The following is a 26,111-nucleotide window of genomic DNA, read 5'->3' on the forward strand; positions in this document are numbered from 1 at the left end:
CACGAACGCAAAAAAGCCCCGCAAATGCGGGGCTTTTTCACTTTTTGAATCTGACTCGATCGGTCATTCGGCGAATTCGAAGTTCACCGAACGATTGCGTCGATCAGAGGGTGATCATGGTCAGAGGCATGAACTGATCGCGCTGGTGGCGTCGCTGCCCGCTGCTCCGTTCGCGCGGAAGCCGACCCACGAGCCCTTGCCAGAGTACGAAGGACGCACCACAGCGGCCGCGCCGTTGGGCGGTTGCTGGCCCGGCACATACACGTCTACAGCCTGATCGTTGGCCAAGGTGTCTTGCGACACGACTTGTTGTTGGGAGCCGTCTGCCCATTTTTGCGCGATGCAGGTCGCAACGGCCTTCGGCGGTTGCTGGCTTTGTCCGACGGACTGAACGCCAGCCGGCGGTTGAGCAGCGCAGGCGGAAATTGCCACGGTCAAAGCGATTAACGGTAAGTATTTCACGTTATCTCCTCATAAGTCGCTCGGTATCGAGCCGGGTCCACGGGATTGCGCAAGCATGAGATCAAGCTCGCGGATCCGTGTTCCGCGTAGTTCCGGAAACAAGCCGACAGCAGCCTTTCAGTGCGACGAACTTGTACGAAGGAGTGGCTTGACAGCGGGCCACACGTTGTTGAGTAGCACTGGCTGTGCCTGCTGCGTCGGATGAATCTGATCCGCCTGGAACATATCGGGCTTATCGGCAATGCCGGCAAGCAGGAACGGCACTAGCGGCACGTTGAGTTGCTTGGCGAGTTGGCCGTATAGACCATGGAACTTTTGCGTATAGTCCGGGCCGTAGTTAGGCGGTACGTACATGCCCACGAGCACGACCTTCGCGTGAGCCTGCTGAGCCTGCTCGATGATCGTGCGCAGATTATCTTCAGTTGTTGAAAGCGGCACGCCACGCAATGCATCGTTGGCACCCAGTTCGACGATCACGATACTGGGCTTCAGGCGTTGCATCAGCGCAGGCAAGCGGGCTCGCCCGCCGCTCGTCGTATCGCCGCTAATGCTTGCATTGGCGACGCTATAATCGATTCGCTCCTGGGTGAGTCGCTGGCGCATCAACGCGACCCAGCCAGTGTCGCGGGGCAGGCCGTATTCGGCGGAGATGCTATCGCCAAGCACGACGATCACCGGTTTAGCCGCTTCGGGCGCATTGGCTGCGCGAACCGCGAAGGTCGTCGAAAAAAGGGCGGCCGCCACTATGACCGAGCCCCTGGCCACCGAGCTCGTTGCCGAAGTCAGTGCATTCGCGCGAAGCTTCATGGCGCGCACTTTCAACCTACGCTTCACTATGCTAAACAAAACTGATCCAGTCATTGAAGTGCGGGGTTTGTGCAAGAAGGTTAAGGATGCGACGGGCGAATTGACCATTCTCGACAACATCGATCTGGCTATCGAAGCAGGCAGCAGTGTCGCGATAGTCGGCGCATCCGGGTCGGGCAAGTCTACGCTGCTTGGACTGCTCGCAGGATTGGACAGCGCGAGTTCGGGCTCGGTTCGGCTACTCGGACGCGAGCTCACCACATTGAACGAAGACGAGCGCGCGGCATTGCGCAGCGGCTCGGTCGGGTTCGTGTTCCAGTCGTTCCAGTTAATGCCGCATTTGACGGCGCTCGAAAACGTCACGTTGCCGCTCGAATTGCAAGGCGGCATCGGTACACGTGAAGCCGCGCTGCGTGCGCGCGGGCTGCTCGAACAGGTTGGGCTCGGTCAGCGCACCAGTCATTATCCGAAGCTGCTGTCGGGCGGTGAGCAGCAACGCGTCGCACTGGCGCGCGCGTTCGTGACGCATCCGGCCATTCTCTTCGCCGATGAACCGACGGGCAGTCTCGACGCCGCGACCGGCCACGCAGTAATCGACCTGATGTTCCAGATGAATCGCGCGAACGGTGCAACGCTGATTCTCGTCACGCACGACGTGGAACTGGCGCGCCGCTGCGATACGACCGTAACGATAGAAGCGGGGCGTCTCGCCTGACGCACAGGCTCGGTCAGGATTAGACATACACCGACGCAAAAAAGCGGGCCACAAGTGGCCCGCCCCGTACTTCGATCTGCACTTCGCCCTGTACTTCATTCAGCGCCAAACGCTGCACGCCGCCGGTTATACCGCCAACCGGCGTTCAAGTGTCAACGCTTCAAAGCGGCGCGCGCCCTTGCGATCAACGCGGAGGTCGACGAATCGTGCTTCTTTTCGTCGACGCTTGCGGCCGTCAGGTCGGCCTCGACCACCTTGCCGAGAATCTTGCCTAGCTCGACGCCCCATTGATCGAACGGATTGATGTTCCATACCGACGCCTGTACGAGAACCTTGTGCTCGTACAGCGCGATCAGCGCGCCGAGTGAACGCGCCGTGAGCGCTTCGACCAGCAGCGTGGTGGTCGGCCGGTTGCCCGGAAACACGAGGTGCGGCGCCAGTTCCGGCTTGTCGGGACCGGCGACCTTTTTCGCTTCTTCGAGCGTGCGGCCGAGCATCAATGCTTCGCTTTGCGCGAAGCAGTTGGCGAGCAGCTTCGGATGATGGCTCACGAGCGGATGCTCTGGCGTCAGCACCGCAATGAAGTCGATCGGGACGATGGTCGGACCTTGATGCAGCATCTGGAAGAACGCATGCTGACCGTTCGTACCCGGCTCGCCCCACGTTACCGCGGAGGTCGGATAGTCGACCATTGCGCCGTCGAGACGCGCCGATTTGCCGTTGCTCTCCATTTCCAGCTGTTGCAGATACGACGGCAGGAAGTGCAGCGCCTCCGAGTACGGCGCGACGAGATAGCTCTGCGAGCCGAAGAAGTTGCGATACCAGATGCCGATCATGCCCAGCAGCACCGGCAAATTCTTTTCGAGCGGCGCGGTGCGGAAATGCTCGTCCATTTCGTTCGCGCCCGCCAGCAGCTCGCCGAACTGCTGCGGCCCGACCGCGATCATGATCGACAGACCGACCGCCGACCACAGCGAATATCGGCCGCCTACCCAGTCCCACATCTCGAACACGTTCTCTTTCGCGATGCCGAACTTGACGACTTCCGAAGGATTCGCCGACACACCGACGAAGTGCTTCTCCAGCGCATTTTCCGGGCAGCCCTTTTCCGTGAACCAGTCACGCAGCGAACGCGCATTGGTCATGGTTTCGAGCGTCGTGAACGTCTTCGAAACGATGATGGCCAGCGTCTCTTCGGGGTCGATCTGCTGCATCACGTTGTAGAGATCGGCACCGTCGACATTCGACACGAAGTGCGTGGTGATTTCCGGCGTGGCCAGATGATGCAGCGCGTGCACGACCATCTTCGGCCCGAGGTCCGAGCCGCCGATGCCGATGTTCACCACGTGGCGAATGCGCTTGCCCGTGTAGCCGGTCCAGGCGCCGCTTCTCACCTGATCGGCGAATGCGGCCATTTTCGCGCGTTCGGCCTGCACCTGCTGATGGAACGGCGCGTTGGGGTTGCTCGCTCGCAGCGCGGTGTGCAACGCGGCACGGCCTTCGGTGGGATTGACGACTTCGCCCGCGAACATCGCGTCGCGACGTTTCTCGACGCCGGCTTCGCGCGCGAGTTGCACGAGCAGCTTCAGGGTTTCGTCGGTAATGCGGTTCTTCGAGAAGTCGGCGGCGATGCCGCCGCCCGCGAACGCAAAGCGCTCGGCACGGGTCGGCGCGGGGTCATTCCCGGGAGCGAACCAGTCGCGCAGATGTGCATCGCGGATCTGCTCGTAGTGCGTTTGCAGAGAGGACCAGGAGGGGAGCGAATTCTGGGTCATAGCGTCCGTCTAACCAAGGGGCACAAAGAAAGGCGCGCGCGAGGCGCCGCCGAGGATGATGCAACGATGCTGTTAGAGCGAGGCAGCACGAAGGCAGCACGACCGCGTTCGCGGTGAGTCTTGAGCGCCCACGCAGTCATGAACGCCGGTTGACTCCGCCGCGTTTTGCGAGTGGCTCGCTACGAACCGCCACGCCGTCAGGCAGTATGCGCGCAGCAAGCGCGCTCAGTTCGCGTGCGGTCCGAACGCGGCCACGGGTTCGACCGGTCAGCGCAGTTGCTCACGCACTCCTCACTCGATTACTCAGTATAACGGCGTTGCGTGACAGGCGGCAGCGCTTTGACACAAGCCGCTCCGGAAGCCAGCGACCCGATTCACCCACGATTCACCCACGATTCACCCAATATCGCGCCATATCGCTCGGTACCCTACATCACGATTGCGCCGATGGATAAAACATGCGGTTCAACAAGCTGCGCACCATCGGCGCAAGTTCGCCAGCCGTGAGGCCGGCGGGACCGTGGCCTTGCGCGCTCAGCGTGTCGGCGGCGAGGCCGTGCAGGTAGACGCCGGCCAACGCCGCCTCGTAGCCCGGCAAGTGCTGCGCGAGCAAAGCGCCGATCATGCCGCCGAGAACGTCGCCGGTACCGCCCGTCGCGAGCGCGGCATTTCCGGTGGGGTTGATCGTGAGACGGCCGTCGGGGGCCGCGATGACCGTGCCGGTGCCCTTGAGCACCACCACACTGGCAAAGCGCGCGGCGAGAGCCCGCGCGGCGGCGAGGCGGTCGCGCTGCACGCGGACCACCTCGGTGCCAAGAAGGCGTGCGGCTTCGAGCGGGTGCGGCGTGAGCACGCAGGGATCGCCCTGCACGCCTCGCGCGGTAACGGCCACGGCCAACGTGGAGTCTTTCGAAATCAGATTGAGCGCGTCAGCGTCCAGGAGCTTCGGCACATCCAGTTGCAGCACATCGTGCAACACCCGCGTGGCGCGCTCGCCGTGGCCCATGCCGCAGCCGAGCGCCAGCGCATCCATCTTGTCGAGCGGCAATTCGTCGACGGCATGCAACATCAGTTCGGGATGCGGCGGGTCGTAGGGCGGGGCGCCGGCGCCGAGCAGCGCGACGTGGACCTTGCCCGCGCCGGTGTAGAGCGCCGCGCGCGACGCGAGAATCGGTGCGCCGCACATGCCCGTGTCGCCGCCAACCACGGCGAGGCTGCCGAACGTGCCCTTATTGGTCGCGAAATCGCGCGGCGGCAGGAACGAGCCAAAGAGTTCGGGCGCGTTCAGTTGCACCGCCGTGCGCGCGCTGCAATCGACGCCGATCGGCGCGACCGTCACCGAGCCGGCGAGATCGCGGCCTTGCGCCGTGAAAAGTCCCGGCTTGCCGGCGATGAAGGTAACTGTGTGGGTTGCGCGCACGGCTGCGTTGCCGTCGCCGTCACCGACGATCGTGCCCGTGTCGCTGTCGAGGCCGCTCGGCACGTCGAGCGCCAGCACGCCGCCTGTGTGCGGCCGGCTTTGGGCGCGTTGCGAGAGGTGCCGCGCGGTCGCGGCGAACACGCCTTCCAGTGGCCGCGCGAGGCCAATGCCGAACATGCCGTCGACGAGCCACGTGTAGCCGTCGAGCGAGGCGGGCGGCGCGGTGGCGATCGCGACGCCGGATGCGCGTGCCGTCGCGAGCGCCCAGCGGGCGTCGTCCGGTTTCACTTCCACCGGCATGCACAATTCGACGGCGATGCCGGCCTTGTGCAGCTCCGCCGCCAGAATCAGCGCGTCGCCGCCATTGTTGCCGGGGCCGGCTATCAGCCAGACGCGCTGCCTGGATTTTTCGACCGATGTATCGCGAGTAATCTGTTCGAGCAGGAAGCTGGCTGCCGCCTTGCCGGCGCGGTCCATCAGCGTGTGCTGCGGCAGCGAAGCGGCGGCTTGCGATTCCGCGATCCGCAGGTCGGTCAGCGTCAGCAGCGGGAGGGCGCGGTTATGCGGGCGAATCAGCGTCGGCGGCGTAAGGTCGGCTTCTGTCATGGCGAGGCGGGCGGTCACCTTTGTGCAGGGTGCGAAAGCGTCTGGAATCGCTATGGTAGTGCCGATGCGCGCGCAATGCGTCGGTTCCGGCGCACCCACTGTTACCTGAACCGGTCCGCCCGCAGCGCGGCAAGCGTTTCGTCGGGCAGATCCGGCGCCTGGCCCGCGACCAGATCGGCGATCAGCTTGCCTGCTCCGCACGCGAGGCCCCACCCCGTGGGCCCGTGGCCCACATTGACGAAAAGCCGTGGATGCAGCGCATTGCCGACCACCGGCAAGCCGTCGGGCGACAGCAGCTTGATGCCTTCCCACGGCAAGGCCGCGGAGATACGCGCCGCGCCGGGAATCCAGTCGTGTGTCGCCTGGCCCAGCAGTGCCAGCGCTTCTTTCGTCAGTGCTTCGCCGAGCGGCTTGTCGATCAGATTGGCGCCTTGCAGGACCGCACCGCCCGCGATGCGCAAGCGGTGATTCATCCGGCTGATCCCGATGCGCTTGATCGCGTCGACGATAGCGACATGAGGCGCGCATTCCTCATGCGCGATGGGCGCGACGAGTGTATGCACGCGCAGCGGATGCAGGGGCAAGGCGAGGCCGAGGCGCTCCAGCAGCGCGAGGCTGCCGTAACCGCCGGCGACCACGATCGTGTCCGCGTGGATCACATCGACTTCGCGTGACCCGGACGCGGCGCCAGGCCGAGGCGCGAGCTCGACTGCGGCGCGCTGGCCGTCGAGGCGGATCGCCGACACCTCGCAGCCGAGCATGAATTGCACGCCGCCCTGGGTGTCGAGTGTCTGCTTGATGAGCTTGGTGAAAAGTGGGCAATTGGCGGTTCGCTCGTGTTCGAACAGAACGCCGCCCGCGAATTCCGGTTCGGTGCGCACCGAATGCTCGTACGCCGCACATTCCGCAGGGCTCAGCACGTGATGCGGCACTTCGTAGAGCGCCAGCAGCCCGAGCGCGGGCTGCAACTGCTGCCACTCCTGAGCGGAACGGACCAGATGCAGCAGACCGCTCGCCTGTTCGAATTCGAAGCCGAAGCGCGCTTCCATGTCGGCCATCGCCTCGCGCGACAGCTCGACAAGCGGACGCAACAGCCGGTACTGGCGGCCGAACTCGTCCGGCTCCTGCAATTCGGCAAGCTTCTTCACGAACTGGCGCGCCGGCCCGTTGAATCCGGGCTTGCTGATCACGCCGTTTTTCGCATTCTGCCGGTTCGCCATGAAAGTCGGGCCGAACCAGACGTCGAGCGGCGTTGGCAGGACCGTGCCGCCATGTCCATAGGTCGCGCCCTGCGCGACGGTGGCGTGGCGCTCGACGACGCATACCCGGTGGCCCGCGGCGCGCAGCTGATAAGCGGTGGCGACGCCCGCGATCCCGCCGCCAATGACGATGACATCCATTGTTCTGATTCGATTTGCCGGGCGGGGGCCGTTGTGCGGGCCCCGCTAGGCGTGACATGCGGCGCGGCCGGACATGACGCGAAGACTATGACTCCGGATCCGATCCGGGCAGGACTCGCGACATACTGCCGGCGGCAAGGCCAGAACCTTGCTCGCACCGATCTGATGAAAGGGCGAATGATAGCAGTCAACGCCCGCGCATGGTCATGCGCGCTGCTGCGCAGGCGTCGGTCGAGACACCCGCGCAGCGTATTCCAGGGCCATGGCGCGGCCCGCTGGATGGCCGTTCCCGGGGTATAATCCCGGACTTCCTTTCCGCCTCATGTCGCCATCACGCGCGACTCTTCGGCATCATTGAGCGACGCAACGTCAAGTCCATGGCCCACTTCTCGTGTTTCCCCGGCGCTTCGGCCCTTTCCGATTTCCGTCAAACCCGCCTGCTCGAAACGCTTACGCGCATCGACCCGAATATCACGGGCGTGCGCGGGCAATATCTGCACTTCGTCAACGCACAGACCCCGCTTTCCGCTGAAGACAACGCGAAGATCGAGGCGCTGATGCACTACGGCCATCCGCTCGAAGAAACCAGAGAGCGCGGCGCGGCCGAAACGTTTCTGGTGGTGCCGCGCTTCGGTACGGTGTCGCCGTGGGCCAGCAAGGCAACGGATATCGCGCACCTGTGCGGGCTCACGCAGGTGCGCCGGATCGAGCGCGGCGTCGAGTACACGGTCACGCTGAAAAGCGGCCTGCTGGGCGGCAAGAAGGCGCTTTCCGACGAAGCGCGCGAGGCTGTTGCCGCCGCGTTGCACGACCGCATGACCGAGAGCGTCGCGCCGTCGCGCGACCATGCGCTGCATCTGTTCGACGAACTGCCGGCCAAGCCGCTGCAAACCGTCGACGTGCTGGGCCAAAGCCGGCGCGCGCTGGAAGCAGCGAATACGGAACTGGGCCTCGCGCTCGCCGACGACGAGATCGACTACCTCGTCGACGCATTCACGAAACTCGGCCGCAATCCGACCGACGTCGAACTGATGATGTTCGCGCAGGCCAACAGCGAGCACTGCCGTCACAAGATTTTCAACGCGGAATGGACCATCGACGGCGAGAAGCAGGACATCTCGCTCTTCAACATGATCCGCAACACCGAGAAGCTCAATCCGCAAGGCACGATCGTCGCTTATTCGGACAACTCGGCGATCATGGCGGGCGGCATGGCAGAGCGCTGGTTTCCGCGCACGCCTGAGCAGCTTGGTGAGAACGAACTGCCCGAACACTATCGCCGCAGCGTCGAGCTCACGCACACGTTGATGAAGGTCGAGACGCACAACCACCCGACCGCAATCTCGCCGTTCCCTGGCGCCGCGACGGGCGCGGGCGGTGAAATTCGCGACGAAGGCGCGACTGGCCGCGGCGCGCGGCCGAAGGCCGGGCTCGCGGGCTTCACGGTGTCGAACCTCGAATTGCCCGACGGCGTCGAAGCCTGGGAAAATGCACGCGATGTCGCCGTGCCCCTCGCGCATCGCAATCCGGCCGACAAGCTTGAGGCGTATGGTCGCCCGGACCGCATCGCTTCGCCGCTGCAAATCATGATCGACGGCCCGCTCGGCGGCGCCGCATTCAACAACGAATTTGGCCGGCCGAATCTCGGCGGCTATTTCCGCACCTACGAGCAGAACGTGGCGGGTCTCGTGCGCGGCTATCACAAGCCGATCATGATCGCGGGCGGCATCGGCAATATTTCGGATCAGCACACGCACAAGCACGACCTGCCGGAAGGGTCGCTCCTGATCCAGATCGGCGGCCCGGGCATGCGCATTGGCATGGGCGGCGGCGCGGCGAGTTCGATGGCGACCGGCACGAATACCGCCGAACTCGACTTCGACTCCGTGCAGCGCGGCAACCCGGAGATCGAGCGGCGCGCGCAGGAAGTCATCAATGCGTGCTGGCAACTGGGCGACAAAAACCCGATCCTGAGCATTCACGACGTGGGCGCGGGCGGTCTGTCGAACGCGTTCCCGGAAGTGGTCGATGGTGCAGGCAAGGGCGCGATTTTCAATCTGCGCAAAATTCAACTCGAGGAAAGCGGCCTGTCGCCGCGCGAGATCTGGTCGAACGAAGCGCAGGAGCGCTACGTGCTCGCCATCGCGCCTGCCGATCTGCCGGCTTTCCAGGCCATGTGCGAGCGCGAACGCTGTCCGTTCGCCGTGATCGGCACGGCAACGGCCGAACGTCAGCTGAAGCTGATCGATCCCGAACTGAAGGACGAGAACGCGCATCAACCGGTCGACATGCCAATGGAAGTGCTGCTTGGCAAGGCGCCGCGCATGCATCGCGACGTCACGCGCGTCGAGCCGAAGGTCCAGCCGGTGGATGTGACCGGCCTCGCGCTCCCGGAAGTCGCGGTGAGCGTGCTGCGCCATCCCACGGTCGCGAGCAAGTCGTTCCTCATCACGATCGGCGACCGCTCGGTGGGCGGCACCACGGCGCGCGACCAGATGGTCGGCCCGTGGCAGGTTCCGGTCGCGGACGTCGCGATCACGACCATGGACTACGCGGGCTTTCGCGGCGAAGCGATGACCATGGCCGAGCGCACGCCGCTCGCCGTCATCAACGCGCCCGCGTCGGGCCGCATGGCGGTCGGCGAGGCGATCACCAACATCGCAGCGGCGCCTATCGCGTCGCTCGACAAGCTCAAACTGTCGGCGAACTGGATGGCTGCATGCGGCGCGCCGGGCGAAGACGCGGCGCTCTATGAGACGGTCAAGGCGATCGGTATGGAACTGTGCCCGGCACTCGGCATCAGCATTCCGGTCGGCAAGGATTCGCTGTCCATGCGCACCAAGTGGGAAGACCGCGGCGTCGCTAAAGAAGTCGTCGCACCGGTTTCGCTCATCATCTCGGCATTCGCGCCGGTCGAAGACGTGCGCCGTCATCTCACGCCGCAACTGCGTCGCGCAAGCGGTTCGGACGGCGTAGGCGACTCCGTGCTGATCGCAATCGACCTCGGCCGCGGCAAGCATCGTCTGGGCGGCAGTATTCTCGCGCAGGTCACGCAGCAGATCGGCGATACAGTGCCTGACGTGGACGATCCGGAAGACCTGAAGCGCTTCTTCAACGCAATCCAGTCGCTGAACCAGAACGGCAAGCTGCTCGCTTACCACGACCGCTCCGACGGCGGCCTGTGGGCGACCGTCTGTGAAATGGCGTTCGCGGGTCACGTCGGCGTGTCGTTGAATGTGGACATGCTCGTGCTCGATCCGCATCACGAGTCGGATTACGGCGACGCGAAAGACTGGGCAAAGCAGACGAGCGGCCGCCGCGAAGACCGCACGATCCGCGCGCTCTTTACCGAAGAACTCGGCGCCGTGATTCAGGTGCGCGCGACCGACCGCGACGCGGTGCTGGCAGCGTTGCGCGAGCATGGCCTGTCGGCGTGCTCTCATGTAATCGGTAAGACCAACGATCGCGATACCATCGAAATCTATCGCGACGCGAAGAAGGTCTATGAAGCGCCGCGTGTCGAGCTGCATCGCACGTGGAGCGAAGTGAGTTGGCGCATTTCGCGTTTGCGCGACAACCCGGCTTGCGCCGACGCGGAATACGACGCGCTGCTCGACGCCGCTGATCCGGGCATCACCCCGGTGCTGACATTCGACCCTACTGACGACGTGGCCGCGCCTTACGTCGGCAAGAGCGCGCGCCCGCGCGTGGCGATTCTGCGCGAGCAGGGCGTGAACTCACACCTCGAAACGGCCTATGCATTCGACCGCGCCGGTTTCGACGCGCACGACGTGCACATGAGCGACCTGCTTGCGGGCCGCGCCAACCTGGCGGACTTCGCCGGCGCGGTGGCGTGCGGCGGGTTCTCGTACGGCGACACGCTCGGCGCCGGCGAAGGCTGGGCGAAGGCGATCCGCTTCAACTCTCAACTGGCCGATATGTTCGCGGCGTTTTTTGGCCGGACCGACACGTTTGTGCTTGGCATCTGCAACGGCTGCCAGATGATGAGCAGCCTCGCGTCGATGATTCCCGGTGCCGAAGCATGGCCGAAGTTCACGCGCAACAAGTCGGAGAAATTCGAGGCGCGTTTTTCGCTCGTGCAAGTCGAGGCGTCGCCGTCGATCTTCTTCGCCGGCATGGAAGGTTCGCGCATTCCGGTCGCGGTTGCGCACGGCGAGGGTTATGCGGACTTCTCGCAGCAAGGCGATGCGTCGAAGGTCGCCGTGGCGATGCGTTACGTCGATCACCGTGGTCAGGCGACCGAGCAGTATCCGTTCAATCCGAACGGTTCGCCGAACGGCATCACGTCCGTTACTACGCCCGACGGCCGCTTCACCGTTGTGATGCCGCACACGGAGCGCGTGCATCGCGCGGTGCAAATGAGCTGGCATCCGGAAAGCTGGGGCGAGGGCGCCACGGACGCAAGCCCGTGGATGCGCGTCTTCCAGAATGCACGTCGCTGGCTGGGGTAATGAGGTAGGGAGGTAGTGAGTGCGCGTACTCGCGGCGCGCACTCAGCGAAATCGCACAGTCGAGTGGAGGCTAAGCCCGCCGAAGCGCGGCACAAAAAAAGCCCCGTTCAGTCATCAACTGAACGGGGCTTTTTCATACCAGATCGAAGATTGCGAATTAACGCTTACTGAATCTTCGCGTTTTTGCGCAGACCTTCTTCGAATGCCTGCAGCTTTTCTTGCTGGATCTGCTGCACGATCTGCGGGCGCACCTGTTCGAGCGGCGGCGGCGTGATGCTGCGCAAGTCGTCAACGCGAATGATGTGCCAGCCGAATTGCGTATGCACCGGCGTTTCAGACATCTGGCCCTTCTGCAAATGCGTGGCCGCTTCCGCGAATTCCGGCACGTAAGCCTTCGGGTCAGACCAGTCCAGGTCGCCGCCGTTCTTGCCCGATCCCGGGTCCTTCGAGAATTGCTTGGCCAGATCCTCGAAGCTCGCGCCACCCTTGATTTTCGCGATGAGGTCCTTCGCCTGCTGCTCGTTGTCCACGAGAATGTGATGCAGGTGATATTCCTTGCCGCCTGCGTCCTTGATCAGTGCGTTGTAGCGAGCGGTGACTTCCGCGTCGCTCGGCGTGTTCTTCTTCACGAAGTCTTCGATCAGTGCGCGCAGCACGACGGTTTGCTGAGCGACAGCAATTTGCGCCTTGATGTCCGGACGATTCGGCAGGCCGCGGCGCAGCGCTTCCTGCATCAGGATTTCGCGGTTCACGAGTTCTTCACGCACGGCCATTTGGAGTTGCGGCGTGTTTTGCTGGCCTTGATGAACCAGTTGGTCGATCAGCGCGTCGGCGCGTGCTTTCGGAATCGGCGTGCCGTTCACCACGGCGATGTTCTGTGCGAATGCAGGTGCGGCCGCAAACGCAGCCAGCAATACCCAAAGACGGGTTTTCTTCAAGGTCATCGGAAGTTTCCTAGCGGGGCAACAAAGCGAATTCTTCGGGCGTGTAAGCCGTGATTGCAAGGGCATGAATGCCGCGCTGCATGGCATCGGCCAGCGCATCATACACCATGCGATGCCGCGCCACGCGGGGCTTGCCGGCGAATGCGGCAGCCACGATCGTGACACTGAAATGACCGCCGGCGGCAGCGCCGGCGTGGCCGGCGTGCTGCGCGCTGTCGTCGGTGATCTGGATCGATGCGATGGGCGCGAGCGCGGCGGTAAGGCGCGCTTCGATCAGCGCGGCACGCTCGGCGGTGGTGGCGTGCATGAACATATCGCTCATGTCATTCCTCCTTCATGTACTTGGACAGCCACAAGCTCTGTCCGACGATAAACACCACCAGACAGCCTGTCGCGCCGAACAGTTTGAAATTGACCCACTGGTCGGTCGTGTAGTTGTACGCGACGAACAGGTTGAGCAGTCCGAGCAGCACGAAAAAGATCGCCCAGATCACGCTCAGCTTGCTCCAGATTGCATGCGGCAGCGTGATCTGCTTACCCATCATCGCTTCGATCAGGTTTTTGTTGAACGCGAGTTGCGACACGATCAGCACGACGGAGAAGGCCCAGTACAGCACAGTCGGCTTCCACTTGATGAAGGTGTCGTTGTGCAGAACGAGCGTCGCGCCGCCGAACACGGTGACGACGCCGAGGCTCACCCACAGCATCGGGTCCACCTTGCGGTGCCGGAAGGCCACCCACGCGATCTGCACCAGCGTGGCAACAATCGCCACTGCGGTCGCCGTGAAGATGCCCCACACCTTGAAGGCGACGAAGAACAGGATGATCGGGAACAGATCGAACAGGAATTTCATTTATCTGACGGGAACTCGGAGAGTGGGTCGGAGGAGCGAGTGCGCGGCGTCATGCACGAGGCACCCCGCGGCATGCAGCACACAACCAGGCGCGGCGCCGGAGGACGCGAACTGATTTCCGTCGCGGCCCACGCGAAACCGGGCTGCCAGCGTGACGCGATGCCCCGCGCCAGGCGCCCGGTTCGCATTCCGACGCCGCAGGTAGCTGCCGGTTGCGTCTACCTGCGATTCGGGGCGGACTGTGCCATCCATGCCTGCTTGTGGCCCAGGCCTGGCGGCTCACGGTTGCTTCGGCGCATTACCGCGTCGGCGTACGCCAGAGCACTCGCCGACAGCAACCGCAATTCGCCAGCACAGGCACAGAGCGCGCCAAACCCGGACGCTGCGTTACTTGGGGTCGAATTGTAACGCAGCCGAATTGATGCAGTAGCGCAGACCCGTTGGCGCCGGTCCGTCTTCGAACACGTGGCCGAGATGCGCGCCGCAATTCTTGCATTGCACCTCGATGCGCAACATGCCGTGCGACCGGTCGGTTTTTTCGGCAATCACTTCACCGTTGATCGGTTTGAAGTAGCTCGGCCAGCCGCAGCCGGCGTCGAACTTGGTATCCGATTCGAACAGCGGTGTGCCGCAACAGACGCAGTCATAAATGCCGCGTTCCCAATGATCGTGATAACGGCCGGTGAACGGGCGCTCGGTGGCCGCGTGGCGCGTCACCTGATATTCGATGTCGGAAAGCTGCTTGCGCCACTCGGTGTCGTCTTTCTGCACCGCGGGGGTGTCATGCTTGAGGTCGTCGGGATTGTTCATATCGGTTCCTGTCTCGGGCTTGTAATGAGAGCGGCTTGCAGCTTGCGGGTCATGACGAGCAACTGACTTCCAGCGAGCTTGCCCAGTCGGGCGGCAACCCCGCATACGCTTCGTGCTCGGGCTGTTCGTCGAACGGACGACGCAGCACCGCGGCCAGACGCTCAAGTTCGGAAAAATCCTTCTCTTTCGCGTGGCGGATCGCCGTTTCCGCCAGATGATTGCGAAGAATGAATTTGGGGTTCACACGGTTCATTGCAATGGCGCGCGCGGCGTCGTCGCGTGTTTCCTGGGACAGGCGCGCGCGATACTCGTTCGCCCAGGCATCGAACGCAGCGCGGTCGAGGAACAGATCGCGCACCGGCGCATCGCCGCTCGCGTCGTGTTTCGACATACGGGCGAGGTTGCGGAAAGTCAGCGTGAAATCCGCCCGGTTCGCATGCATCACGTCGAACAGGCGGTTGACCAGTTGCGCGTCGCCGTCGTGCACGGTTTCGAGCCCGAGCTTTGACGCCATGCGCCGCTCGAGCGCCGGGCCGAAACGCTCCTTGAAACCGCCGAGCACGCGCTGTGCGTCTTCGATGGCTTTGTCGTTGCGCGCGCTTTGCTCGTAGCGTTCGCCGAGCAGCGGCAGCAGTCCTTGCGCAAGGCAGAAGAGATTCCAGTACCCGATCTGCGGTTGCATCCGGTACGCATAACGACCCTGCGAGTCGGAGTGATTGCAGATGTAGCCCGCGTCGAAGCCGTCCATGAAGCCGAACGGACCATAGTCGATGGTCAGGCCCAGGATCGACATGTTGTCCGTGTTCATCACGCCGTGGCAGAAGCCGACGGCCTGCCATTCGACCATCAGATCCGCCGTGGACAGCACGGCCTCGTTCAGCAACGCGAGATACGGATCGTCGGCTTCGCGGCAATGCGGATAGAAGCGCTCGATCACATGATCCGCGAGCGCGCGCAGCGCGTCGGTGCGATCGTTCGAATAGAAGTGCTCGAAGTGGCCGAAGCGCACGAAGCTCGGCGCAACGCGCGTGACGACGGCGGCGGTTTCGATCTCTTCGCGCCGCACCGGCTGGTCTGAGCCGATCACGCACAGCGCGCGCGTGGTCGGAATGCCTAGGTGATGCATGGCCTCTGAGCACAGAAATTCGCGAATCGACGAGCGCAGCACCGCGCGACCGTCGCCCATGCGCGAATAGGGCGTGCGCCCGGCGCCTTTTAATTGCAGCTCGAACCGCTGACCCGCATGTTCGACTTCGCCTAGTCCGAGCGCGCGGCCGTCGCCGAGCTGTCCCGCCCACACGCCGAACTGATGCCCCGAGTACACCGACGCATACGGGAGCGCCTCGGCCGGCCATTCGCGGGTGCTGTTGCCGGAAAACAGCTCGGCGAACGCAGGATCTTTTTCGAGGCCCGGCTCTAACCCGAGCAGCGTGGCGGTGTCGGCGGAAAAACCGACCAGGTACGGCGCGCTGAGCGGCGTGGCTGGCAGACGCGTGAGAAACGTGCTGCCAAGCCGCGCAAACGCGCTTTCGGTGGGGTTGGTAAGAAGTTCGGAAAGTGCCGCCAGAGGCCCTGACAGGCCTGCAATGCTTGGGGAAAACGACATGTTGAGCGCCTCACTATTAACCGATATTGTAAGTCCGCACCCGCGGCGCTGCTGGCGGCCCGGCATTTGGCCCGTGTATGGCTTCGCGTATGGCCCACGTATGCCCGATACGAACATTCCAGTGGTGGCGGATGCGTGACTCGCCTGTCGCTTGCTTGAGCAATTTCACTGCCGCGCCGGTTTCTTGCGAATGGCGCTTCAATGTCCAAACCCTGAAAAGAAAAAGGCCAGGAGACGACCCTTTATGACGATGCCGCTGCTTGGCCAGATGATGGATGTGCCCCTCACCGTGCCCTCGCTGCTCGCTCACGCGGCGCGGCATTTCGGCAGTACCGAGATCGTGTCGCGGCGTATTGAAGGCGACATTCATCGCTACACCTATCGTGATTGCGAACGGCGCGCAAAGCAGCTCGCGCAGGCCTTGATCGCGCTCGGGGTTCATTCCGGTGAGCGGGTTGCGACACTGGCGTGGAACGGCTACCGGCATCTCGAAACCTATTACGGCACGACCGGATTCGGCGCCGTGTGCCACACGATCAACCCGCGCCTTTTTCCCGATCAGATTGCGTACATCATCAACCATGCCGACGATGCCTACGTGCTGTTCGACACGACCTTCGCGCCGCTAGTCGACGGCCTCGCGCCGCAATGCCCGAAAGTACGAGGCTGGATCGCTCTCGCCGACGAAGCACATTTGCCTGCGATGAAAACGCCCGTGCTGAGTTACGAAACGCTCGTGAACGCACAGGACGGCAATTTCGAATGGCCGCCAATCGACGAGCGTCAGGCGTCGTATCTCTGCTATACGTCAGGTACTACGGGCAACCCGAAAGGCGCGCTGTACTCGCATCGATCGACGGTGCTGCATGCGTTCGGCGCATCGCTGCCCGACGCAATGAGCCTGTCTGCGCGCGATTCCGTGCTGCCCGTCGTCCCTATGTTCCATGTCAACGCCTGGGGCATCCCTCACGCCGCGCCGCTCACCGGCGCAAAGCTCGTGTTTCCAGGTAAGGACCTGGACGGCAAGTCGCTGTTCGAACTGATGGAGCGCGAGCGAGTCACTTATTCGGCTGGCGTGCCGACCGTCTGGCTCGGCCTGTTGAACTATCTGCGCGAAGCCGGCGTGCGCTTTTCGTCGCTCGAGCGCACGGTGATCGGCGGCTCCGCATGTCCGCCCGCGATGCTGCGCACTTTCGAGGACGACTACGGCATACAGGTCATTCACGCATGGGGCATGACTGAGATGTCGCCGCTCGGCACGTTGGCGAAGCTCACGTGGGAGCAATCGCAGCGGCCCCTGACTGAGCAGCGCAAACTGCTTGAGAAGCAGGGACATGCGCTTTACGGCGTCGATATGAAGATCGTCGGCGAGGACGGTACGGAGTTGCCGTGGGACGGCGTCGCGTTCGGCGATCTGTATGTGCGTGGGCCTTGGGTGATCGACCGGTATTTCCGCAAGGACGACTCGCCGCTCGTGGACGGCTGGTTTCCGACCGGCGACGTCGCGACTATCGACCGTGACGGCTTTTTGCAGATCACGGACCGCTCGAAGGACGTCATCAAGTCAGGCGGCGAGTGGATCAGTTCGATCGACGTCGAGAACGTCGCGATTGCGCATCCGGCGGTCGCGGAGGCGGCGTGCATTGCATGCGCTCATCCGAAATGGACGGAGCGTCCGCTGCTGGCCGTGGTCAAACGCGCGGGTTTCGACGTGACGCGCGAAGAACTGCTCGCGTTCTACAACGGCAAGGTCGCCAAATGGTGGATCCCGGACGACGTGGTGTTCGTCGACGAACTGCCGCACACGGCCACCGGCAAATTGCAAAAGCTGAAGCTGCGCGAAATCTTCCGCGATCACGTGCTGCCGTCGGCGCTGGAAGCCCAGATGTTCGAGGGAGACTGCCCGCTCGCCAGGGGAAACCCCGGCTGACGATAAATTGAACGAGCGTGCTTTTTTGTGTATTCTGCCTGCTGACACCGGAACGGCCGACCTGAACGTGAGACGAAGGTTGGAGCACTGAAGCCAGACACCAGTCGTCTGGTGGACCCGGACGGGCGGCGCGCGCTGCGCCGCCTCATCTCAAGGATGCGATGCATCGCACGGAGGCAGGCAGATGGCAGTGGACTACACAACCCATGACGGCGTGGCCGTCATCACGCTGAACAATCCTCCCGTCAACGGCCTCGGCCTGTCGACCCGGGCGGGGATCGTCGAGGGCATCGAGCGGGCGCAGAACGATGCGGCCATCAAGGCCATTGTGCTGACGGGCGCGGGCAAAGCCTTTTCGGGCGGCGCCGACATCACCGAATTCAATACGCCGAAAGCCACGCAGGAGCCGACGCTCGCCACCGTCATCAAGACCGTTGAAGGCAGCGCAAAACCGGTTGTGGCGGCGATTCACAGCGTCGCGATGGGCGGCGGGCTCGAACTCGCGCTAGGCGCGCACTACCGGATCGCCGCGCCCGGCGCGCAGATCGCGTTGCCCGAAGTCAAGCTCGGCATCTTGCCGGGCGCGGGAGGCACTCAGCGTCTGCCGCGTGCGATCGGCCTCGAAGCTGCGCTCAACATGATCGTTTCCGGCGCGCCTGTCATGTCGCAGGACCTCGCCCGATCGGGTCTATTCGACGAACTCGTGGACGGCGATCTCGCCGAAGCGGCGCTCGCGTTCGCGCGCAAGGTCGGCGCAAAAGAAGGCCCGCATCCGAAAGTGCGCGAGCGCAAGATCGAGCATCCGAATGCCGAAGGTTTTATCCAGTTCGCGCGCAATAGTGTCGCAACCGTCGCGAAGAATTTCCCCGCGCCGCTCAAATGTATCGACGCCGTTGAAGCCGGCGTGAAAAACGGCTTCGACAAAGGCCTCGCGGTCGAGCGGGAATGCTTCGTCGCGCTCGTGCAAACGCCCGAGAGCCGTGCGCTGCGTCACGCGTTCTTCGGCGAGCGCGCCGCGAGCAAGATTCCCGACGTGCCTGCCGATACGCCAGTGCGCGAGATCCGCCAGGTCGCCGTGATCGGCGCCGGTACGATGGGCGGCGGCATCGCGATGAATTTCATCAGCGCCGGCATTCCCGTCACGCTGCTCGAAACGAAACAGGAGGCGCTTGACCGCGGCCTCGCCACGATCCGCAAGAACTACGAAGCAACGGTGAAGAAGGGCAAGCTCAAGCCCGAAGCGCTCGAAGAGCGGATGGCGCTGATCACGCCCACGCTTTCGTACGGCGACCTGAAGAACGCGGACCTGATCGTCGAAGCGGTGTTCGAGGAACTCGGCGTCAAGGAGCAGGTGTTCAACCGTCTCGACGAAGTGGCGAAGTCCGGCGCGATTCTGGCGTCGAACACGTCGACGCTCGACGTGGACAAGATCGCCGCGTTCACGAGGCGGCCGCAAGACGTGGTCGGCATGCACTTCTTCAGCCCGGCCAACGTCATGAAGCTGCTCGAAGTGGTGCGCGGCAAGGAAACCGCGAAAGACGTGCTCGCCACCGTCATGAGGCTTGCGAAAAAGATCAAGAAGACGGCGGTGGTGTCGGGCGTGTGCGACGGCTTCATCGGCAACCGGATGATCGAGCAGTACATCCGCCAGGCGCTTTTCATGCTCGAAGAGGGTGCGCTGCCCGCGCAAGTCGATCGGGCCATTGAAAAATTCGGCTTTGCAATGGGACCGTTCCGCATGAGCGATCTGGCCGGCAATGACATCGGCTGGGCGATCCGCAAGCGCCGCTATGAAGAACATCCGGAGATGCATTATTCGAAGATCGCCGACCGTCTGTGCGAGACAGGGCGCTTCGGCCAGAAAACCGGCGGCGGCTGGTACGACTACAAGGCGGGCGATCGCACCGCGCATCCGTCGAAACTGGTCGACGACATGATCGTTGCTTACTCGAACGAAACGAACACGCAGCGCCGCAAGATCGGCGACGACGAGATCGTCGAGCGTCTCGTATTCGCGCTCGTCAATGAAGGCGCGAAGATTCTCGAAGAAGGGATTGCATCGAAGCCGTCGGACATCGACATGGTGTATGTGACCGGCTATGGCTTCCCGCTGTATCGCGGCGGCCCGATGCTGTACGCGGACACCGTCGGCCTCTACAACGTCGAGCGCGCAATTCGCCGCTACGCATCGCAGCCGAATGGCGACGCGTGGCAACTGGCGCCCAGCATCGCCGAACTTGCGGCTCAAGGCCGAGGCTTTAACGGCTGACGCCGCGCACGGCACACGCCGCTCATATCGAACGACAGCGGTGGCGCGCGTTATTGCGGCGCGGCGGCGATATCGCCCGCACGGAACGCACGCGCCACCCTCGCCATCTATACGCAGGAGACTCGCATGACTGACGCCGTAATCGTATCGACCGCCCGCACGGGGCTAGCCAAATCATGGCGCGGCGGTTTCAACATGACGCATGGCGCGACGCTCGGCGGGCACGTAACGCACGCCGCCGTCGAACGGGCGAAGCTGGACCCGGCGCGTGTCGAGGACGTGATCATGGGTTGCGCCAACCCCGAAGGCGCGACGGGCATGAACATCGCGCGGCAGATCGCGCTGCGCGCCGGCTTGCCGGTCAGCGTGCCGGGCATGACGGTGAACCGTTTCTGTTCTTCGGGATTGCAAACCATCGCGCTGGCCGCGCAACGCGTGATGGCCGGCGAGGGCGACGTATTCGTCGCGGGCGGCGTCGAATCGATCTCGTGCGTGCAGAACGAGATGAACCAGCACATGCTGACCGACGGTTGGCTCAGCAAGAACAAGCCGGAAATTTACTGGTCGATGTTGCAGACCGCCGAGAACGTCGCGAAACGCTATTCGATTTCGAAAGAGCGTCAGGACGAGTACGGCGTGCGCTCGCAGCAGCGCGCCGCAGCGGCGCTGGAAGCCGGCAAGTTCAAGGACGAGATCGTGCCGTTGACGGTGCTCGCGGGCGTCGCCGACAAAGCGACCGGCCGGCTGTACACGAAAGAAGTGACGGTCAGCAGCGACGAGGGCATTCGCGCGGACACGACGCTCGAAGGCGTATCGAAGATCCGCACCGCGTTGCCGGGCGGCGTCATCACGGCGGGAAACGCGAGCCAGTTCTCAGACGGTGCGTCCGCTTGCGTGGTGATGAACGCGAAAGTCGCGGAGCGCGAAGGGCTGCAACCGCTCGGCATTTTCCGTGGCTTCGCGGTGGCAGGCTGCGAACCGGACGAGATGGGCATCGGCCCTGTTTTCGCCGTGCCGAAATTGCTGAAGCAGGCAGGTCTGAAAGTCGAGGACATCGACCTGTGGGAATTGAACGAAGCGTTTGCGGTGCAGGTGCTGTATTGCGCCGACAAGCTCGGCATTCCGCATGACCGTCTGAATGTCAACGGTGGCGCGATTGCGGTTGGCCATCCGTATGGCGTGTCGGGCGCGCGGCTCACCGGGCATGCGCTGATCGAAGGCAAGCGGCGCGGCGCGAAGCTCGTCGTGGTGACGATGTGTATCGGCGGCGGGCAGGGCGCGGCGGGGCTGTTCGAAGTCGCTTGACGGCGTGGTCGGCAGAGCGCGTGATCAGGGCAGGGCCATGCCCGTCGAGGGCAGGCTCAACGCGCCCTGATCGACGAAGCGCGTCGTGCCGGTCAGGCCGCCGGCGAGCTTGCCTCGCATGATGTACGGAATTTGGCCCGACTGCGCGGTGCTGCCCTGCATCACACCGGCGAACGCGAACGCCTGGCGAACGGCGGAAAATGCGGGCACCGTCAACGGCACATTGACAATGGTTTCGCCGAAGCGCGGCACGGTGCCGCTCTGGTCGCTGACGCCGCTCGCGAACGGCTTGCCGTTCAGTTCCAGATCGAGCGACACGCCATTGAAGCTGATCGCCGAATCGTTCGGATTTTGCACGCGCAGTTTGACGTTGAAACGCATCTCGAAGCCTTGGCTGTCCATCGGTTCGATGCCGGCGACGCTCACGCGCAACGGATCGCCGAAGAATCCGGCGCAGCCGCTCATCGTAAGCGCGAAGACAGCGCATAACGCGGTCATGCGGCACAAACGCGCGCTGAACAGCATGCGGACGAAGGACATGGCCGGCACCTCGAAGAGCGGATGGGGTCATGCATTGTAGCTGGCGAACTCAGGCGCGCGGGCGCCTCTCATGCGGCTTCTTGGGTGAGTCAATCAGGTACCGCTCGTGTTTAGTCTTATCTTCGTCTCATGCTTCGTCTTAAGCAGCGCGCCGCAGCGTCGCTTTCAGGAATGCGGCTAACCAGAGCAGGGTTCGACCTGTCGAGCTGCTGCCTCTGTTTTCAGCAAGAGACGGTTGCACCACGAAGGCAGCGGCCCGCGCATCCGGGGCACTGATCGATATCATGCCGTGTTGCCGCACGACGAAGCACTGGCCCTCGTGCAAGGTGACGGACGTCAACGGAACGGCATCGCCGAGCCACGCAAGCGAATGATCGCGAAACGCCAGTTGCAGATCGCCCTCAACGGCAACGACGGTGCTTCTTGCGCGCACGTCCTGCAGGGTGACTTGGCCGACAGCGAGGCGGGACAGATTGGCGGTGGGGCGAGTTGACATGACCGTTTCCTTAAGACCGTTTGCATGCCATCCAGCATATTGAGCAGGTGCCCTTGAAAACAGCCGCAGTTATCGGCAATCTGAACCGCTACAAGACGGCGGTTAGGCGCGCTGTATCGGTCGAAATGCAAGGAACGTGTATCTGTCGCGGCGCCGCCGCAGTGCGCACCATCGGTTGATGAGCCGATCCACCTACATGCAAACGGACACCCCCATGGATACCGTCATGCAGTCCGAGCAGTCCGAGCGCGCGGACCTCGCGCTTAAGGACGTTTTGCCGGCGAGCGAGCCGCTTTATCGTCAACTGGCCGGCCACTACCGTCGTGCAATCCGCAACGGCGTGCTGCGTCCCGGCGAGCGCATGCCGTCGATGCGCGCATTCATGCAGCGCCACGGCGTAAGTCTCGCGACGGCGACCGAGAGCTACCGCGTGCTCGAACGCGAAGCGCTAATCGAGGCGCGGCCGCGCGCCGGCTACTTCGTGCGCGCTTCGCAACGCGCAGCGTTGCCGGCCGCGTCGGAGCCCGATCTCGCGACCCTGCCGCAGGCCGCTCAGTTCGTCGGTATTCACTCGGCGATCTCGGCGATCGTTTCGCAATATCAGCGCTATCCGGACGCATTCAATCTCGGCGGCGCGACTGCTTCGGCTGACCTTTATCCGACTGACGCGTTGCAAAAAGCCGCGCTGCGCGCGTTGCGCCGACGGCCCACATTGCTGACCGCGGTCGGGCCCGACCAGGGCGACCCGGCGTTGCGCGCGATCATTGCGCGCCGCGCGCTGGAAGCGGGCATTCAGATCGGCGCGGACGACATCATCATGACGCACGGCGGCATCGAAGCCGTCAATCTTGCGTTGCGAGCGGTCACGCAACCGGGCGACACCGTTGCCGTCGAGTCGCCTTGTTTCTTCGGCTTGCTCCAGGCGCTGGAAAGCCTCGGGCTGCGCGCACTCGAAATTCCAGCGAGCCCGACGAGCGGGCTTGCCATCGAGGCGCTCGAATTCGCGTTGCAAACGCATCCCGACATCAAGGCCGTGGTGGTCGTGCCGAATTTGCAGAATCCGCTTGGCAGCGTGATGCCCGATTCGCACAAGGCGAGGCTGGTCGAACTGTGCGCGCGAGCCCGCATCGCGCTGATCGAAGACGACCCGTATCGCGAGCTTGTCGATAGCGCGCAGCCGCTGCGCTCGCTGAAGGCGTGGGACACCGACGGCACCGTCATCCACTGCACGTCGTTCAACAAGACTCTCGCGCCCGGCATGCGGATCGGATGGATCAACGGCGGGCGCTGGCATCCGCGTATCGGCATGCTGAAGTTTGCGCAGTCGCGTCACAACGAACAGCTGTCGCAAGTCGTGCTTGCCGAGTTTCTCGAGACGAACGCGTACGAACGGCATTTGCGGCGTTTGCGCGATCGCTTGAGGCTGCAGCGTGAGCGGATGTCGGCGGCAATCGGCGCCTCCTTTCCCGATGGAACGCGTTTTACGCCGCCCCCTGGCGGTATGTTCTTCTGGATCGAGTTGCCGCACGCGGTGTCGTCGGCCGCGTTGTTCGATGCCGCTTTGAAGCAACGCATTCGCGTGATGCCGGGCACGGTGTTTTCGAACGCGGGCCGCTTCGATCGGTTCATCAGGCTCAGTTGTCCGAGCACGGACCTCGAACTCGCGGATGAAGCGGTGCTCAAGCTCGGCCGGCTTGCGACAGCGATGGCCGCTCGGGCAGCGACGCAAGCGGCATGAGCGCACCGCGCCCGTTGAATACGGTGAGGCCGCTTAACCCGCTTAACCCGCTTAACCCGCTTAACCCGCTTAACCCGCTTAGCCCGCTTAGCCCGCTTAGCCCGTCGAGCCGAAGCGTCGCTCGACACCGCACAGTGCCATAGCGGGTATCATTTCCTCTCCTTTGGCGCGGTGCGTCGTCGCGTGCATGCTGCTGTTTGCACATCATTGCGAGTTGCACCGCCCTCATGTCAAGACAAGTCAACTGAAGCCGCAATGACCGAATCATCTTCATCCACCGCGACGGGCGCGTCGCTGCCTGAGAGTCCCTTTGTCGACCGGCTCGGCGCTGAGTTGGTGTCGGCGGCGGACGGCGTCAGTGAAGTGACGCTGCCTTTGCTGCCCGAGCATATGAACACGTGGGACGTCGCGCACGGCGGCGTAACCATGACGCTGGCCGACGTTGCGCTCGCGATGGCCGCGCGCAGCCTCGCGGGCGACGGTGTCGGCGTGGTCACGGTCGAAATGAAGGTCAACTTCATGCAGCCCGGCCGCGGTGAGTTGCGCGCGACAGGCCGCGTGCTGCACCGCTCCACGACGATGGCGTATTGCGAAGGCGAGATCCGCGATAGCGAAGGGCACTTCGTCGCCAAGGCGCTCGGCACGTTCAAATACATGCGCCGCCTTGCCGTGGGCCGCGACGTGACGCGTCAACGCTTGCGCAGCGACCCATCGGCGAAACCCGGTCCGAGCGACGGCTGAGCACATGCGGCGTTTCGCTCCGCATTGTCCGCGCGCAGGCCGGGTGCACGGCTCGCTGCAACCGTAGCGATATGCACCCGGCAACCTGTAGCCGATCTTCATGATCAGCAGAAGCAGCAAAATTAAGGAGACGATGTCATGCCACAGATCAACCGTCAGTTCGTGCTGGCTTCGCGGCCGCAAGGCGCAGTGACGCCCGAGAACTTCCGCCTCGTCGAAACGCCCCTTGCACCGCTCGCCGATGGAGAAGTGCGCGTGCGTAATCACTATCTGTCGCTCGACCCGTACATGCGCGGTCGCATGAACGACAGCAAGTCGTACGCGCCGCCTCAACCGCTCGACGAAGTGATGATCGGCGGCACGGTCGGCGAGGTGGTCGAATCAAAGAATGAGAAGTTCGCGGTCGGCGACAAGGTCGTCGCAATGTTCGGCTGGCAGGAGTACGGCACGTCGAACGGTACGGGCATTCAGAAAGTCGACGACACGCATGTGCCGCTGTCGGCTTATCTCGGACCGGTCGGCATGCCGGGCGTGACGGCGTGGTACGGACTGAACCGGATCATCGCGCCGAAGGCCGGCGAGACGGTCGTGGTCAGCGCGGCAAGCGGAGCAGTGGGCAGTGTGGTCGGCCAACTGGCGAAAGAAGCCGGCGCGCGCGCAGTGGGCATCGCGGGCGGTCCGCAGAAGTGCCGCTACGTGGTGGAGACGCTCGGCTTCGACGCGTGCATCGACTACAAGGCCGGCAACCTCTATCAGGACCTGAAGGCGGCGACGCCGGACGGCGTCGACGGTTGCTTCGAGAATGTCGGGGGCGAAGTGCTCGACGCGACGCTCGCACGCATGAACCCGTCCGGCCGGATCGCCCTCTGCGGATACATTGCGGGCTACGACGGCCAGCCGGTGCCGCTCAAGCACCCTTCGCTGATATTGACGCAGCGTCTGCTGGTGCAGGGCTTTATCGTCAGCGAGCATATGGACGTCTGGCCGGAAGCGCTCAAGCAGCTGGGCGCGCTGGTCGCGCAGAAAAAGCTGCACTATCGCGAGAGCATCGCGCAAGGGCTCGATGCGGCGCCCGAAGCGTTCATCGGCTTGCTGAAAGGCCAGAATTTCGGCAAACAGCTTGTGCGATTGATCTGATGTGAGGGCATGGCGGCGGCCGGCGGTTGGAAGCGTCTGGGGTCGCCATTGCACCCGCACTTGCAGCCGCGTTTGCAGCACACA

General features: G+C 63.6%; 20 protein-coding genes. 8 read left to right on the plus strand and 12 right to left on the minus strand.

The features are described from left to right. Positions 1-120 precede the first annotated feature (120 nt). Together ACTJLB_RS24620 and ACTJLB_RS24625 are read right to left on the minus strand one after the other, a co-directional pair. Positions 121-462, minus strand: a complete 342-nt coding sequence (locus ACTJLB_RS24620) for a hypothetical protein (protein WP_027804287.1) — start codon at positions 460-462, stop codon at positions 121-123. A 117-nt stretch (positions 463-579) separates the two neighbouring features. Next, positions 580-1,269, minus strand: coding sequence for an arylesterase (locus ACTJLB_RS24625; protein WP_020065910.1), 690 nt, complete (start codon positions 1,267-1,269; stop codon positions 580-582). 28 nt (positions 1,270-1,297) lie between these two features. On the opposite strand from ACTJLB_RS24625, the gene ACTJLB_RS24630 reads away from it, so the two are divergent. Continuing rightward, a complete protein-coding gene (locus tag ACTJLB_RS24630; RefSeq protein ID WP_027804288.1) occupies positions 1,298-1,984 on the plus strand; it encodes an ABC transporter ATP-binding protein in 687 nt (228 codons plus the stop codon). 152 nt (positions 1,985-2,136) lie between these two features. Here the strand turns inward: ACTJLB_RS24630 and pgi are convergent, their stop codons facing one another. The 3 genes from pgi to ACTJLB_RS24645 all read right to left on the minus strand — a co-directional run bounded on the left by pgi (position 2,137) and on the right by ACTJLB_RS24645 (position 7,185). After that, the gene (gene pgi / locus ACTJLB_RS24635) at positions 2,137-3,759 is read right to left on the minus strand and encodes a glucose-6-phosphate isomerase (protein ID WP_440784763.1); all 1,623 of its coding nucleotides are present in this window, start codon (positions 3,757-3,759) and stop codon (positions 2,137-2,139) included. A 433-nt stretch (positions 3,760-4,192) separates the two neighbouring features. Next, a complete protein-coding gene (locus ACTJLB_RS24640) occupies positions 4,193-5,785 on the minus strand; it encodes an NAD(P)H-hydrate dehydratase (protein ID WP_440784765.1) in 1,593 nt (530 codons plus the stop codon). A 101-nt stretch (positions 5,786-5,886) separates the two neighbouring features. Continuing rightward, positions 5,887-7,185, minus strand: a complete 1,299-nt coding sequence (locus ACTJLB_RS24645) for an FAD-dependent oxidoreductase (RefSeq protein ID WP_204520748.1) — start codon at positions 7,183-7,185, stop codon at positions 5,887-5,889. Between the two features lie 377 nt (positions 7,186-7,562). Here ACTJLB_RS24645 and purL point away from each other — a divergent pair, with 377 nt between their 5' ends. Next, positions 7,563-11,657, plus strand: coding sequence for a phosphoribosylformylglycinamidine synthase (gene purL, locus ACTJLB_RS24650; protein ID WP_440784767.1), 4,095 nt, complete (start codon positions 7,563-7,565; stop codon positions 11,655-11,657). 164 nt (positions 11,658-11,821) lie between these two features. On the opposite strand, the gene ACTJLB_RS24655 is transcribed toward purL, so the two are convergent. The 5 genes from ACTJLB_RS24655 to ACTJLB_RS24675 form a co-directional block, all read right to left on the minus strand. Further along, entirely contained in the window at positions 11,822-12,601 is a 780-nt protein-coding gene (locus ACTJLB_RS24655; protein ID WP_440784768.1) for a peptidylprolyl isomerase, read from the minus strand. A gap of 10 nt (positions 12,602-12,611) precedes the next feature. Continuing rightward, positions 12,612-12,923, minus strand: coding sequence for a BolA family protein (locus ACTJLB_RS24660; RefSeq protein ID WP_020065917.1), 312 nt, complete (start codon positions 12,921-12,923; stop codon positions 12,612-12,614). Position 12,924: 1 nt separating this feature from the next. After that, entirely contained in the window at positions 12,925-13,455 is a 531-nt protein-coding gene (locus tag ACTJLB_RS24665) for a septation protein A (protein ID WP_020065918.1), read from the minus strand. Positions 13,456-13,842: 387 nt separating this feature from the next. Beyond that, entirely contained in the window at positions 13,843-14,265 is a 423-nt protein-coding gene (gene msrB, locus ACTJLB_RS24670) for a peptide-methionine (R)-S-oxide reductase MsrB (protein ID WP_020065919.1), read from the minus strand. A 49-nt stretch (positions 14,266-14,314) separates the two neighbouring features. Beyond that, complete coding sequence (locus ACTJLB_RS24675; RefSeq protein ID WP_440784770.1) at positions 14,315-15,871, minus strand: protein adenylyltransferase SelO; 1,557 nt, start codon at positions 15,869-15,871, stop codon at positions 14,315-14,317. A 244-nt stretch (positions 15,872-16,115) separates the two neighbouring features. Here ACTJLB_RS24675 and ACTJLB_RS24680 point away from each other — a divergent pair, with 244 nt between their 5' ends. The 3 genes from ACTJLB_RS24680 to ACTJLB_RS24690 all read left to right on the plus strand — a co-directional run bounded on the left by ACTJLB_RS24680 (position 16,116) and on the right by ACTJLB_RS24690 (position 21,375). Next, positions 16,116-17,801: a 3-(methylthio)propionyl-CoA ligase gene (locus ACTJLB_RS24680; protein ID WP_020065921.1), complete on the plus strand. Its 1,686-nt coding sequence runs from the start codon at positions 16,116-16,118 to the stop codon at positions 17,799-17,801. 184 nt (positions 17,802-17,985) lie between these two features. After that, positions 17,986-20,070 carry a 3-hydroxyacyl-CoA dehydrogenase NAD-binding domain-containing protein gene (locus ACTJLB_RS24685; RefSeq protein WP_440784771.1) on the plus strand — a complete coding sequence of 695 codons (2,085 nt, stop codon included), beginning with the start codon at positions 17,986-17,988 and terminating at the stop codon, positions 20,068-20,070. Positions 20,071-20,196: 126 nt separating this feature from the next. After that, positions 20,197-21,375, plus strand: a complete 1,179-nt coding sequence (locus ACTJLB_RS24690; protein WP_131319717.1) for an acetyl-CoA C-acyltransferase — start codon at positions 20,197-20,199, stop codon at positions 21,373-21,375. Positions 21,376-21,399: 24 nt separating this feature from the next. Here ACTJLB_RS24690 and ACTJLB_RS24695 read toward each other — a convergent pair whose 3' ends face one another. Beyond that, complete coding sequence (locus ACTJLB_RS24695; RefSeq protein ID WP_020065924.1) at positions 21,400-21,915, minus strand: LEA type 2 family protein; 516 nt, start codon at positions 21,913-21,915, stop codon at positions 21,400-21,402. 139 nt (positions 21,916-22,054) lie between these two features. Next, on the minus strand, positions 22,055-22,411 hold the full coding sequence (locus tag ACTJLB_RS24700; protein WP_440784772.1) for a hypothetical protein: 357 nt from the start codon (positions 22,409-22,411) through the stop codon (positions 22,055-22,057). 226 nt (positions 22,412-22,637) lie between these two features. Here ACTJLB_RS24700 and ACTJLB_RS24705 point away from each other — a divergent pair, with 226 nt between their 5' ends. From ACTJLB_RS24705 to ACTJLB_RS24715, 3 genes are all read left to right on the plus strand, one after another. Then, positions 22,638-24,149 (plus strand): PLP-dependent aminotransferase family protein, encoded by a 1,512-nt coding sequence (locus ACTJLB_RS24705; protein WP_440784830.1) that lies wholly within the window; start codon positions 22,638-22,640, stop codon positions 24,147-24,149. Positions 24,150-24,404: 255 nt separating this feature from the next. Then, the gene (locus tag ACTJLB_RS24710; RefSeq protein ID WP_020065928.1) at positions 24,405-24,890 is read left to right on the plus strand and encodes a PaaI family thioesterase; all 486 of its coding nucleotides are present in this window, start codon (positions 24,405-24,407) and stop codon (positions 24,888-24,890) included. Positions 24,891-25,028: 138 nt separating this feature from the next. Then, positions 25,029-26,027 (plus strand): NADP-dependent oxidoreductase, encoded by a 999-nt coding sequence (locus ACTJLB_RS24715; protein ID WP_440784773.1) that lies wholly within the window; start codon positions 25,029-25,031, stop codon positions 26,025-26,027. Positions 26,028-26,111: the final 84 nt, after the last annotated feature.

This window comes from Paraburkholderia sp. 22098 (assembly GCF_052045935.1).
In the GTDB taxonomy this organism is placed as follows: Bacteria; Pseudomonadota; Gammaproteobacteria; order Burkholderiales; family Burkholderiaceae; genus Paraburkholderia; species Paraburkholderia caledonica.

Bases quoted from the DNA above. Each gene is read 5' to 3' on its own strand.
- ACTJLB_RS24685 (WP_440784771.1), top strand. From the start codon at position 17,986: ATGGCAGTGGACTACACAACCCATGACGGCGTGGCCGTCATCACGCTG.
- ACTJLB_RS24680 (WP_020065921.1), top strand. From the start codon at position 16,116: ATGACGATGCCGCTGCTTGGCCAGATGATGGATGTGCCCCTCACCGTG.
- msrB (WP_020065919.1), bottom strand. From the start codon at position 14,265: ATGAACAATCCCGACGACCTCAAGCATGACACCCCCGCGGTGCAGAAA.
- ACTJLB_RS24695 (WP_020065924.1), bottom strand. From the start codon at position 21,915: ATGTCCTTCGTCCGCATGCTGTTCAGCGCGCGTTTGTGCCGCATGACC.
- ACTJLB_RS24675 (WP_440784770.1), bottom strand. From the start codon at position 15,871: ATGTCGTTTTCCCCAAGCATTGCAGGCCTGTCAGGGCCTCTGGCGGCA.
- ACTJLB_RS24700 (WP_440784772.1), bottom strand. From the start codon at position 22,411: ATGTCAACTCGCCCCACCGCCAATCTGTCCCGCCTCGCTGTCGGCCAA.
- purL (WP_440784767.1), top strand. From the start codon at position 7,563: ATGGCCCACTTCTCGTGTTTCCCCGGCGCTTCGGCCCTTTCCGATTTC.
- ACTJLB_RS24660 (WP_020065917.1), bottom strand. From the start codon at position 12,923: ATGAGCGATATGTTCATGCACGCCACCACCGCCGAGCGTGCCGCGCTG.
- ACTJLB_RS24690 (WP_131319717.1), top strand. From the start codon at position 20,197: ATGACTGACGCCGTAATCGTATCGACCGCCCGCACGGGGCTAGCCAAA.
- ACTJLB_RS24715 (WP_440784773.1), top strand. From the start codon at position 25,029: ATGCCACAGATCAACCGTCAGTTCGTGCTGGCTTCGCGGCCGCAAGGC.
- pgi (WP_440784763.1), bottom strand. From the start codon at position 3,759: ATGACCCAGAATTCGCTCCCCTCCTGGTCCTCTCTGCAAACGCACTAC.
- ACTJLB_RS24630 (WP_027804288.1), top strand. From the start codon at position 1,298: ATGCTAAACAAAACTGATCCAGTCATTGAAGTGCGGGGTTTGTGCAAG.
- ACTJLB_RS24655 (WP_440784768.1), bottom strand. From the start codon at position 12,601: ATGACCTTGAAGAAAACCCGTCTTTGGGTATTGCTGGCTGCGTTTGCG.
- ACTJLB_RS24640 (WP_440784765.1), bottom strand. From the start codon at position 5,785: ATGACAGAAGCCGACCTTACGCCGCCGACGCTGATTCGCCCGCATAAC.
- ACTJLB_RS24625 (WP_020065910.1), bottom strand. From the start codon at position 1,269: ATGAAGCTTCGCGCGAATGCACTGACTTCGGCAACGAGCTCGGTGGCC.
- ACTJLB_RS24665 (WP_020065918.1), bottom strand. From the start codon at position 13,455: ATGAAATTCCTGTTCGATCTGTTCCCGATCATCCTGTTCTTCGTCGCC.
- ACTJLB_RS24710 (WP_020065928.1), top strand. From the start codon at position 24,405: ATGACCGAATCATCTTCATCCACCGCGACGGGCGCGTCGCTGCCTGAG.
- ACTJLB_RS24705 (WP_440784830.1), top strand. From the start codon at position 22,638: ATGCAGTCCGAGCAGTCCGAGCGCGCGGACCTCGCGCTTAAGGACGTT.
- ACTJLB_RS24645 (WP_204520748.1), bottom strand. From the start codon at position 7,185: ATGGATGTCATCGTCATTGGCGGCGGGATCGCGGGCGTCGCCACCGCT.